This is a genomic window from Wolbachia endosymbiont of Onchocerca volvulus str. Cameroon (assembly GCF_000530755.1).
Taxonomy (GTDB): Bacteria; Pseudomonadota; Alphaproteobacteria; order Rickettsiales; family Anaplasmataceae; genus Wolbachia.
In genome coordinates, this window is sequence record NZ_HG810405.1 from 545,572 (window position 1) to 557,500 (window position 11,929).

Below are 11,929 nucleotides of genomic sequence, written 5' to 3' on the forward strand. Positions count from 1 at the left end.
ATCAGGTGAAAACAATAATAGGTAATTTAAAATTAGTATAGTTTCCTAAAGAACGATATTCATATAACTCATTCAATAGATTTGCTCAATGGCAATATTTTTCCTGATATATCACAACCCTCAGAAGCTAATTCCACAAATTTATCTGTTAGTTTATCAGATAACACTAGTTCAGGCATATCCTTTCCAGGAAAGGCTTGTTTATACATTTCGCTGTCAAAAGGTCCCTCTGGGTACACAGCATTTACGCATAGTTTTGTATGTTTTGTCTCAGATGCATATATCTTTACCATGATTTCTAGTGCAGCTTTACTTGCAGCATAAGGTATCCAATATGGGTAAGAAGATGGAGAAAGTGTTACTTCTGAGGTCATGAATATTATCCTTCCAGAACTAGATTTCTTTAGCACAGGATCTAAGTTTTTCAATAAGTACCAATTAGCAATAAAATTTGTATTCATTACATTCTGTAGCTCTTCAAGTTCGCAGTCATGAACAGGACTTAACTTACCTAAAATTCCAATACACGCAACTAATATATCAAGTACTCCAGACTCTGATAACTTCAGGCTCTCCATCATATTTGCTAATATCTTTACATTTTCAAAATCTAAAAGATCAAGCTGAATTAGCTTCACAGAGCCTTCTTTAAATTCTTCAAGTTTTTCAATTTCACTATATAACGGCCTAAGATTATCAACAGATCTTGAAACTAAAATTACATACGCACCTTCCTTAATAAACCTTTTTGCAACAGCAGACCCTATTTCACTTGAAGCTCCAGTAATTAAAGCTATTTTACCTTCTAATTTACCCATCTATTTCTCCTCAATGAAGCCCATTAAAGTATTTTAGCTGAAAATTAAACTTTGCTCCATATATAAAAATTAAACTTACTACATAAAAAAATAGTAATGACACTACCACACCACCTAAACTCCCGTATATCAAATCTAGTTGGCCAAAGGAAGCTTTTAAGTACTGCTTAAAAACCAAAGCAGAGATTGTCCAAAGCATAACAGCTATACAAGATCCAGGAAATACATCCGACAGGTTTTGTTTTATATTTGGCAATATAAAATATAGCCAAGAGACTACTATAAAGAGTACAAATTCAATAAGGAGATATTTTATGTAACTTAGTCCATTATAGGAAAAACCTACTAGCATTGGCACTGATGCAGAGAATATTATGGTTAGAGTTATAATAAACGTAATTGCTAAAAATTGCAATATACTTAATATTCTCCTTAGTACATAAGGAGGCGAAACCGGAACTTTATAAGCTTTATTTAATATTGTTCTAAGCCCCTCAACCGTTGATGAAGCAGTCCAAATAGCTCCTACAATTGCCAAAGTCAATAAACTGTGTGGCGGACCTGATATTATCTCCTCAATGCGCGGCATTAAAGATGCTAAAATGTCTTGCGGCATATTGTCAATTATAGATGTCCAGCCAATGTTATATTGATCTAAGAAATTTGCAAATATTGATGCCAAAGCCATTAAGACGATAAGAAAAGGAAATATTGATAATAGAATTAAAAATGACAAGTATCCTGCATGCTCCATTCCGTCATTATAAATTGTATCAATCAAAGCACGATAAAGATAATAAATGATATTATAAAACTTATGCAGTAACTTATTCACTACAATGTAAATAAACTAAATAATATATTTTAAATGAAATAAAATGTATTTTTAAGCAAAAAACCCTTTAATGACATTAAAAATTGTTATGTATTACCATTCTTTTGCTGTTATAAATCCCTTCTTTTATCATTAAAGCCTTTGATGTTAGTTTTTAAAATAAAAGCTATAAAAACTACTTGACAAATTTTAACAACTTCATTGTCTTGATGTTAAGGGTGTTTTGACTACAAAGTCTACTTCTGGTATAAAGATTTAATGGTAAAATTTTCACTAAAAACTTAAAATTTAAGGTGTCTTTTTTTGTGGATTATATAAGACTATAGTAGTTGCACACCTTTCAAGTTTTCCTTTACACATGGCTAAGTCGCCCTTAAACTAAGTGAAAGACTATCAGTGCTAGTTCAAGGAATTAGAGAGTCAGGATCAGCACAGTGGGTCTTACTTTTCTAGCAAATTTCCTAAGTAATTTATATCTAAAGTAGCTGAGGCTTACTGACATCCTACTATTTATTAGCAGAATCTTACATTAAACCAACGTCAGATTGATAAAAATTATGACAGCTAGATCAAAAACTTTACGCCGTAATTTTTTTGGATTGCTGAAAGTGAATTCTATATCTGCAACTTTGTTTCCTGCAGCAATAGTTCTAATTCCACACCAGTAATATTTTGCTTTTCATCAAAAAAGTCTTGTGTACCATCAGAAGTAAAATTATTTGAGCTAATGAAATGGCCAGTGTAACTTTTCTTTTTTTCGATTACAAATGATTACCTACACTTTTTCCTACTGTAAAAATCAAAGTCCCTTTTAAATAGGTCAACTCATAATCATAATATTTCGGGGTTAAATTCCTACTTCTATAACTTCTTTTTCATCTATTACAAGTAGTTGATTAATTCTTACACTTTACAGTAGTTGTTTACTTTCTTCTCGCAATTACTTTAAACTTTTCTTTAATTCATTAACCACTTTCACATTACATTTTAATTGTTCAAATATAGTTAATTTATCTCCAGTTAAACTTTTATTCTCCTATCTCAATTTACCAATCCCTCACTTGAACTTTTATTCACGCTTATACACCTTAATCTTGTATTCTACTCTCGTTACTCTACCTTACCATTATACTCAAAACTTCAGTTTAGGATTGACATAGCCACTGTTTCTCCTGACCTTCTTCTTACTATAAATATTATTCCGCAATTACTCTAGATTCTCTTTAACAAATCCAATTCCTCTTCTGCAATTGCTAACAACATATTTTTCCTTTTTTTTGAGCTAACACTAAGAGCTTTCCCACTCTCTTCTAAGTATTTCCCTTGTTTAGCTTACCTACCAGCAACTTATTACCTCTCTATTAGATCGTTAATTTATTTCCTAAACCTTCTTTTTCTCTTCGTAGCCGATTTACACTTCAGCCAACTCTTGATCCTTTAATTGCTCCTTATTTAACTAACCTATTACATCAGCTATTCCTTTATTCTATTTGTTAATTGAACTTTACCTTTTTTACCTGCTAATTGAGATTTTAAATCTATTATTTCACTATCTTTATCTTTTAACTCTTACTGCAATTCACTTATTCTTTGCTCTAACTCCCAACGCCTTAGTCATTTTAGCCAATTTTTTTGTCTTCCTTTTTTAACTTATAGCCTTTTAAGCTTCTTAACTTTTTCTTCCAAAGCTTGCTTCTTTATAGCCTTCTTCTACTATTTTCTCACCACAGTTTTTTAACTCTGTATTTTTTCCTAAGATACCAGTTCCTTCTTCTAATTTCTTTCCCCGCTTATGCGTTTCTTCACCACTAAACTCACTAACTACCAAACAAAGACTTTCCCCATAAAGAAAGGGCGAGTTTTCCTTCAAGAGAAGAACATAAATTACTGCTCGATATAGACACTACGGTAACATAGGTGATCTCGTGTCAACATTACTTACCTTAGTATCTGCTGATCTCCTCTATTCTAGACCATATCAGCAAAAGCGTAATACAAAGTTTTTCTATTAATAAAAACTTCTTTATTATGTTTAACTAATCTCAACATTTTATTTTCTTTTCCTTTGGCAATAGATCCATAAACCTTGAATCGCCAAATTTCTGTTCATCAATTATCCTTTATACCATCTCAGATCTTACTGCTGTAGTAATATCACACCTACACTATCACCCTTTAGAACCTTTATCTTGTTAGTTAATTGGCTTTTTACATAAATCAGAGTTAAGAGAAACTATAGTTTCCATCACTACTACTTTTCTTGAATACAGTTACTCGATTAACTTCTCCTAAAGGCATACTTCAAATCTAATCTCCATATTAGCCTCTAAAATAGAGATAGTCTTCGTTAGCTTTTTTTTTCATTTTCGAACCTACTTTTAACGAAATCCTAAAATATTACTACAAGACTCAATGAAACTCAAAATATTATTTTTCCTCTGCTTATCCACATCCAAATTTTGGTTTCTAACAAACATACTTTGATTCTTCTTCTACGTAAGTAGACTTTTTTCCCTTGGCATTGCTTAATATTTCTTAAAAATATACTTAAAGTTAACTAACTATGCAAATGAATAAAGAAGAAACTTGAGCATCTGTCTACAATATTATATAGTAGTTATTCTAAGCAGCACAGTATGGACAATACTATTATAAGAAAATATGATATTAGAGGTATAGTAGGCAAAGATCTCCAGATTAATGATGGATATGAAATAGGCAGAAAATTTGGCCAAACCGTATCCAGTGTTTGTATAGGCTATGACAGCAGGATAGATTCACCAAGTATAGAAAAAGAACTAATCAGAGGTTTGACTTTATCCGGAGCAAATGTTATACGTGTTGGACTATGTTCTTTACCCATGCTCTACACTGCAACACAAATTATACAAGCAGATCTTGGTATTATGATCACTGCTTCACATAACCCCAGTAAGTATAATGGCTTTAAATTTTTTAGCAGTAAAAAAACCTACTCAGATCAAGAAATAAGGGAAGTTATAAGCAATCCGATTAAAAATCGTACAAAAACTGGAAGCTTAATCAACATAAATATATATGGCGAATACATTCGCATATTAAAAAGTGCATTAAAGACCAACAATACTACACAAAAGCTAAAAATGGCCTGGGATTGTGGAAATAGTCCAGTAAGTGGAATTTTAAGGCACATTGAAACAATCCTATCTGGTCATACGCATATTGTAGTTAATAACTCTATAGACGGAGCATTTCCATTACATGATCCAGATCCTATAGAAGAAAAAAACCTCGCTCAATTAATCGATATCGTACAAAAAGATAAATGTGATCTTGGCATTGCACTTGATGGCGATAGTGACAGAGTGTGCTTAATTGACAATAGGGGCAATATCGTTTTCAACGATCATTTATTTATGATTTTCGCACGTGAAGTACTAGAAGAATATCCACAAAGCAAAGTTATTGCTAACATAAAAATGAGTATGAAAGTACACGATTTTGTCAGCAAGTTAGGAGGACAAGTAATTATTTGTGCTACTGGACACTCACTAATTAAGAAGAAAATGCTAGAGGAAGAAGCAAAGTTTGCTGGTGAGTTAAGCGGACATTTTTTCTTTTCTGAACTAGGTTTTGATGATGGAATGTATTCTGCTATCAAAGCTATTGACATTCTGCTCAAGAAAAACCAAAGCCTATTTCAGATGATTGAGGATTTACCAAAATTATATATCACTCATGAAGTGAAGATTGTAGTTAAAGACGAAAAAAAATTTCAAATAATTGAATTAATAAAGAAAACACTAAAACAACAAAATATCATATTTTCAGAGTTTGATGGCATTAAAGTAACCAATAACGATAACAAAGGCTGGTGGCTTCTTAGAGAATCAAACACACAAAATTGCATCACAGCAAGATGTGAAGGAAATACTTTAGAAGATTTTGAACTTACTAAAAAGACTTTATTTTATTATATTGATGAAGTAAGGTCCCTTAATTGTAACTATCAAAATAAGAGTAGTTTATAAAGCTTCCCCCCTACCCTGTCTTCTCATTGTTTCCTTAACCATAGTGAGTGTCCTCAAGGTACACACCAAAAAAAGGCTAACAAAGTTACTAAAGCATTACACTTAATAATATTTAAGTAAAAATATTAACTATATTTAGCTAGTATGCAGAGAAATTTTATGTTTAAAAGAATCAATTCAACAAATTTTTTGACAAGTCTAACTTGGTAAAGGGAATGTATAAAAAAATACATACTGCATGAAGCAATACTTAGAAAAGGTAAACTTATATCACAAGGTATACAGTAATAGTAAGAAATTAAAAATTTTTGATAAAAACAATATAAAGATTATCAAAGTGAATGCAATAAAAAAGCACTAAATGAAAGGGAGAAGTGTGAGAAAAAATGCAGCATTTTAAAAAAAATTATAGAGGAAGCAACCGAAAAATACTAATGATATAAAAGATAGCACAATAAATCAAGTAGCAGAGGAAGAGTTACAAAATGCAAAGAAAAGACTATATCGAAAACAGTATTATAATATAAGCAAGCGCATCAAAAAGCAGAGAAAGAATATAAACAAGATCAAAATAAACAGAGAAAAAATGCGTATAAAATACAAAAGTTAATTATACTAATAAAACAAAAATAATTTTGTCTAAAAAAGTAAAAAGCTTATGGAAAAGTTAGATTATGAACCTTATATAGAGACATGATAAGAATATAACCATAATGAAGAAAGTCGTGCAAATAATACCTCTATTACGGCACTTGATCTTTTATATAACAAATAACACTGTATTCTTTTAGAAGAAAGCAGTAAAATAGATAAACAAGACAGCAATAAGAAACTTTAACTTAAAAGCAGTTAAAATGACTTATATTACTGAACATAATATACACAGTTAAAGCTATTGCAACTTGAACACTTATAGCCCCACTGCTTTAGCTTTTTATTACAATCTGCACATTTCCAATATGGATCAGATATAGCCTCTGAGTCCATTTTGTTTAGCCAATAAATTACTTGTTCATACTCTTGTAATGCAACTTTGAGCTGTATCATAATAAGATAGATTGACACATAATTAGCTTTTCTCATAGCAATATCTAAATGTTGACTTGCAAGATCATATTTACTTAAGCTAATTGAAGATAAAGCAAGTAAACAATAACTAAAATAATAATCAGAACGTAGATTATATAGCTTTTCAGCACCTTTACTATTTAAACTAATGTAAATCTTAGCTGATTGGGGAGTAGGGTTTACTGTATACTCTTCCTCTAACACTACAGAAGCTTTTCTAATTTTTCCAAGTTTAATATATAACTCTGCTCTTAAATAATTAATTGGCTGAAAAGCTGCACAATAACTTTGTGCTTTAAATAAAGACCTCAAAGCTTTCTTGTAATTCCCTTTATTTTCATATTGTTTTGCCGAAGCACAATAAAAAACCGCTAACATTTTCTCACAATCAAAGGGAAGAAAAATATTAAACTTTATAGCTTCCTTTAACTTCAAAATTGCGTTAATCCAATCCTCATGCAATATATAACCCTCTATTTGAAAGGGAATAGACAGAATTTTATTGTTAATTGAACTAGAACAATACTCTATGAATTTTTGAAAGACTGCTTTTTCTTGTTTAAGATGAACAATTAGCTTATTAATCACAAGGAGAGCTAAGTTACGATTTTTATTTGCAATATTTAATAAACTATTGCTAAAAAAGCTATAATTTCCCATCTTACATGAGTCAAAGAGCTTTATTAAAGATAATCTATCGTTTTCTTTACTTAAATTCTTAACTAGCTTGTGAGCATTCTCTATATTGCCTAAATCCATACTAAACAAAGCTTCAAAAAGAAGCAATTCCTCTCTATCTTTTTTTCTATTTCTCATACTGGCAAATGTTGATAAAACAAAAAAATAAAAATATATAAGTACAATTAATAAAAATAATAAAAGTACACAAGTGAAAATAATAAAATACAGATCAACACTTATGATGTAACTACCTGATTCCAACTTTATTACTTCACCACCCATCTTGATCCACATGCCAAATAAAAAAGAGAGAGTGAGAACTATAAAATAAATCATGAGATATATTGCAATAAATACCGATATATTGTTGAAATATTCCTATAAGCTATAATAAAACTATTTAATCTATTAAGCCATGGTTTAAATTCTGGGTGTGTTAAATTGCCTACTACAGTAGTTATTCCTTGCCAATCATTATCGTTTATTAACTCCTCAATCTCTACAAGTTTCATCATTAGTGGATCATTTTTATCTTTTATCTTTACCCAGTTTGAAATGATTTTTTGAAATAGCATACTTTTATTGTAGTTAATAGCATCAATGATTTTCTCAAAAGACGATCTCAACTCGTGTAAAGTACTTACCTCTTTCAAACCTCCCAATTCACTTAGAGCATTTTCTAACTCTGGATCATCAAGTTCTAATATTAAGGGCCTTACTGCGTTTACATAATCATCAAGTTTTTCCTTTTTTAACAACGAATTCTTCATTTTAACCACAAGTAGCAGTAATTTTGCAATATTCTTATGCCTTGAACTACCATTATCTTGCTCACATTGAGTGAGTAAATTTTTCTTTAATTCAAATATTTTTTTTTCTATTCTAGATTGGTTAACATCAAGCAACATCTTTAACTCATCTATGCTTTCTGCTAAACTCTTTATATTACTTTCGTTTTCCCGTTGATTCATTTTTAAAAATATTATGCTGTTTATCATAATATAAGTAACACCTAATACCATAATCAAAAACCAGCTTATATACTGTCGTTGAATATCATTCATAACATAGTATCTCCGCAGGATCTTGCGCAGCTGCCTGTAATGCAGGAGCAATTGTTGCTAAAAATGACAAGAATAGTGCAAGTACAGAAATATTCACTACGTCTTGAGGAATTAATATTACTGGCAAACTTGAAAAAAAGTATATCATAGGGTCGAGCAGTTTAATATTAGTAATATTTTCTAAAAATACTCTAATATTTTCAATGTTAAGAGAAAAAACAATACCCGTAATACACCCGAGGCAAGTTCCTGCAAGACCAATAAGTAGACCACAAGTGCAAAATATACGTATAATACTTCCACTTGTTGCCCCAAACGTTCGCATAATTGCAATTGCGAATTTCTTTTCTTGCACTATTATCATTAAATTTGAAACAATATTGAATGCCGCTACAATTATAATCAAAGTAAGAATTAAAAACATTACATTCCTTTCAGTCTTTAAAGCATGAAAATAGTTGCTATGTTGTAACTGCCAACTTTCAGCTTTCATTCCTGTTTTTTTTTCTATAGCACTTGCTAATTCACTCACCCCAGCAGTGTCGTCCACAAATACTTCTATATTTCTCACGCTATCTTTATAATTAAAAAAAGCCTGTGCTGATTTTATGGGCATATATATTAAAGTACTATCATACTCGAACATACCCATATCAAATATTGCTACAACCTCATATTCTTTCACTTTCGGCATTACACCAAATAATGCATCAAATCCTTCAGGCGATATAAGCACAATTTTATCGCCATAATTAATGTTTAAAGCTTCTACTAATCGAGCTCCTACTATTACCCCTTTATCAAATTCTCTCACATTACCCACAATTATATTATCTGTAATAGTAGTATTATAAAATAAGTCTTTAGTTGACATGCTTCGTACTATGCTACTTGCAATTCTATCATTTGCCGCAACAATAACTTGATCATTGGTCATAGGAATTGCTTTTAATACACCTGGAATTTTCTCGATAGATTTCGATACTGCACGATAATCTGAATTTACGTTTCTATCGAAATAAACATTAATATGACCATCAATACCAAGTATTAAGTCAAGTAACTTTACCTTAAATCCATTCATCACAGACATCACCACTATTAGTGTTGCAACTCCAAGAGCAATGCCAACAATAGAAAACAAAGTCGTTATAGAGCAAAACTTAGCATTTTTCGCCTGCAAATAGCGAATAGCCATAGTAACTTCAAAGGTAATGGACATTATAAAACATTTTGAAATTAAGCATTATATCCCTAAAATATCACACAATTATAAACCTTTCTTTACTTAAAAACTAGAGATTTTTACCTTCCTAGATTTAGAAAACTCTCTACTTAAAAAAGCCAACTACCTAAGTAGAAAGCTTATACTTCTATTTTTAATCTTATGAGAAACTTTACTTAGAATCTTTATTACATAATCTTTTGCTATAATATATCCTGTCATCTAAATTATCATGCCTAACCCCTGATAGGACCATCATATAATATTCTATTCATTTCATAGTGACGAAATTATTTAGAAATATAGCTTAACAAATTTATAAAAAGATTCTTTATAAATAAGGAAAACTTTTACCCACTAAAATTATACTACAAAATTTCCATTCCTCAATTTCTTTAGTCATGATTTAGAGCATCTTGCTGTTTCATAAATTTTATCTAATAAATTTTTAATCTCACCTATATAGCGCTTTGCTTTAAACACAAACACACTAAAACTCCAGTAACAACTATTACTAAACTCATTCAGGTTTCTCTATAGAATTCTCTTCACTATATAGTACTTCTCCACCTTAATTATAAACTACATCGATACAGCTATATTCACAACCAAATTCAATAAAGCTTCACCTCAAAAAGGACCATAAAGTCAGTCTTATAAACTATCTAAGATGTTTTTTGAGCAGAAAGCATAAAAATTACTTTAATCTGAAGGCAGAACCAACATTATTTTATTTCCATTGTAGAAAAGTACAGCAATTATACTGTTCAACTTTTACTAGTTTAAAATTACTTCATATTCTGCAACACATATAACTCATTCATCACAACAACTTATACCCATATATTTATAGCAATTATAGGCAACACACAGCTAGTTTCCTAGTTTTAAAACAAAGTGTTCTAAAACAGAGTATTATAGCTAAATATTTTCTGAAACTACTTTGGCTTATGGCTTATACAAAGGCCAAAATATACTACCACCACATAGTGTTATAGAATACATTTAGTTAAGATATTAACTAAGTAACTAACACTTTATGCTAAGGATAAAATACATACAAGCTCTTGCCGTAAAACGATTAAAGTAGAAAGTGGGTAATATTAACTTAAGTAATCACAAACTAGTACGTATGTGGTTTATCGTCTTGCCCTTGCTGTGAATTTCTCCTATTTTGCTCTTTCCTAATGTAAACATTGCTGCCCTTCTGATTTCTAAACTCAGCTATCCTTTTATCAATTTCATTTTGCGATTTCTTTCTATTTAAGCTTTGCTCCTCAGACTTATTTATATCTTCACTACTATTATTTACTCTCTCTTCTAAGCCTTTTTCAACAAATAGCTTCCTAACATTAAGCTCTTTCCACGTTCCTATAATCTTTTCATCATCTTTATCCCTTAATTCTTCCCTTTTTCCAACTCCAATAACGCTAAAGTCTTTCATGAATTCTTTCCAGTACTCACGTAATTGACAATTCCACATAGTCAGGTAAGCATCACCATACTTTTTTTTATTTGCTACAAACAATAAAATTGGAGCTTTTAACATAGTAGTTCCTATATTTACCAAGTTCTTCACCATTATTGCAGTAGTAAATAAAAAATAACCACAAGATTTCGCAATTAAATTTTGTCTTCTTATTAGATGCTCAGCTAACTTCATAGGAATGAAAGCTAACAACTTAGCACAAATCTTAGCTAGGCCTGCAATAAAGACAACAGAAACAGATATAAGACTCTTATCTAGCTCAAGGTTATTACCTTGAGCTCTAATTTCAAAAAAACTAGTGCTTAATTTTTTATAATCACTAGTATATAACAATTCTCCGTTTCTTCCTTTTTCATCAATGAACTCTTGAACTTTACCTTCTTTACTTTTTTTCTTTTTAGTCAGTACAGAAGAATTAATTAACTTAAGTAAACTAGTGTCAATCTCAAAAACTGGTAAATGTCCTGCAAGATCAAATTTTTTAAACTTAAATGGCTCATAAAACCCACGATAATCGTCATTACAATCATGTTTGTCTCTATTAACCTTACCTTTATCAACTAAAAATTCAATAGTAAAATAACTTTTACCGTCCCTTGTTTTAAAAGGTTCTCCTTTTTCATCTGATAAAACAGAAATTAAATTATATTTATATCCACCATAACGAAGCTTATACATATTCTTATTATTATCTTCACCTTTTTCGATTTTACCAAACCTGACAATATGATCATAATTC

8 protein-coding genes (1 of these 8 cut by a window edge) are annotated in these 11,929 nt (G+C 30.4%); 1 reads left to right on the forward strand and 7 read right to left on the reverse strand.

Annotated elements, in window-relative coordinates; translation table 11 throughout:
* Positions 1-68 precede the first annotated feature (68 nt).
* The 3 genes from WOVOC_RS02195 to WOVOC_RS04650 all read right to left on the reverse strand — a co-directional run bounded on the left by WOVOC_RS02195 (position 69) and on the right by WOVOC_RS04650 (position 3,481).
* Positions 69-818 (reverse strand): SDR family NAD(P)-dependent oxidoreductase, encoded by a 750-nt coding sequence (locus WOVOC_RS02195; protein WP_025264180.1) that lies wholly within the window; start codon positions 816-818, stop codon positions 69-71.
* 10 nt (positions 819-828) lie between these two features.
* Positions 829-1,653 carry a YihY/virulence factor BrkB family protein gene (locus tag WOVOC_RS02200; RefSeq protein ID WP_014869268.1) on the reverse strand — a complete coding sequence of 275 codons (825 nt, stop codon included), beginning with the start codon at positions 1,651-1,653 and terminating at the stop codon, positions 829-831.
* Positions 1,654-3,322: 1,669 nt separating this feature from the next.
* Positions 3,323-3,481, reverse strand: coding sequence for a hypothetical protein (locus tag WOVOC_RS04650; RefSeq protein WP_155981147.1), 159 nt, complete (start codon positions 3,479-3,481; stop codon positions 3,323-3,325).
* A gap of 808 nt (positions 3,482-4,289) precedes the next feature.
* Between WOVOC_RS04650 and WOVOC_RS02215 the strand changes: the two genes are divergently transcribed.
* Complete coding sequence (locus WOVOC_RS02215; protein WP_025264181.1) at positions 4,290-5,663, forward strand: phosphomannomutase/phosphoglucomutase; 1,374 nt, start codon at positions 4,290-4,292, stop codon at positions 5,661-5,663.
* Positions 5,664-6,527: 864 nt separating this feature from the next.
* Here the strand turns inward: WOVOC_RS02215 and WOVOC_RS02220 are convergent.
* From WOVOC_RS02220 to WOVOC_RS02235, 4 genes are all read right to left on the reverse strand, one after another.
* Positions 6,528-7,748 carry a hypothetical protein gene (locus tag WOVOC_RS02220; RefSeq protein WP_025264182.1) on the reverse strand — a complete coding sequence of 407 codons (1,221 nt, stop codon included), beginning with the start codon at positions 7,746-7,748 and terminating at the stop codon, positions 6,528-6,530.
* Positions 7,745-8,476: a hypothetical protein gene (locus WOVOC_RS02225; RefSeq protein ID WP_025264183.1), complete on the reverse strand. Its 732-nt coding sequence runs from the start codon at positions 8,474-8,476 to the stop codon at positions 7,745-7,747. Before WOVOC_RS02225 ends, WOVOC_RS02220 begins: the two co-directional genes overlap by 4 nt.
* Positions 8,469-9,698 carry a lipoprotein-releasing ABC transporter permease subunit gene (locus WOVOC_RS02230; RefSeq protein ID WP_025264184.1) on the reverse strand — a complete coding sequence of 410 codons (1,230 nt, stop codon included), beginning with the start codon at positions 9,696-9,698 and terminating at the stop codon, positions 8,469-8,471. The genes WOVOC_RS02225 and WOVOC_RS02230 overlap by 8 nt, the downstream gene beginning before the upstream one ends.
* A gap of 1,126 nt (positions 9,699-10,824) precedes the next feature.
* Positions 10,825-11,929: the 3' portion of a hypothetical protein gene (locus tag WOVOC_RS02235; RefSeq protein ID WP_025264185.1), read on the reverse strand. 143 nt of this gene lie beyond the right edge of the window; 1,105 of the gene's 1,248 nt are visible here — the last part of the coding sequence; its start codon lies off the right edge, out of view; its stop codon occupies positions 10,825-10,827.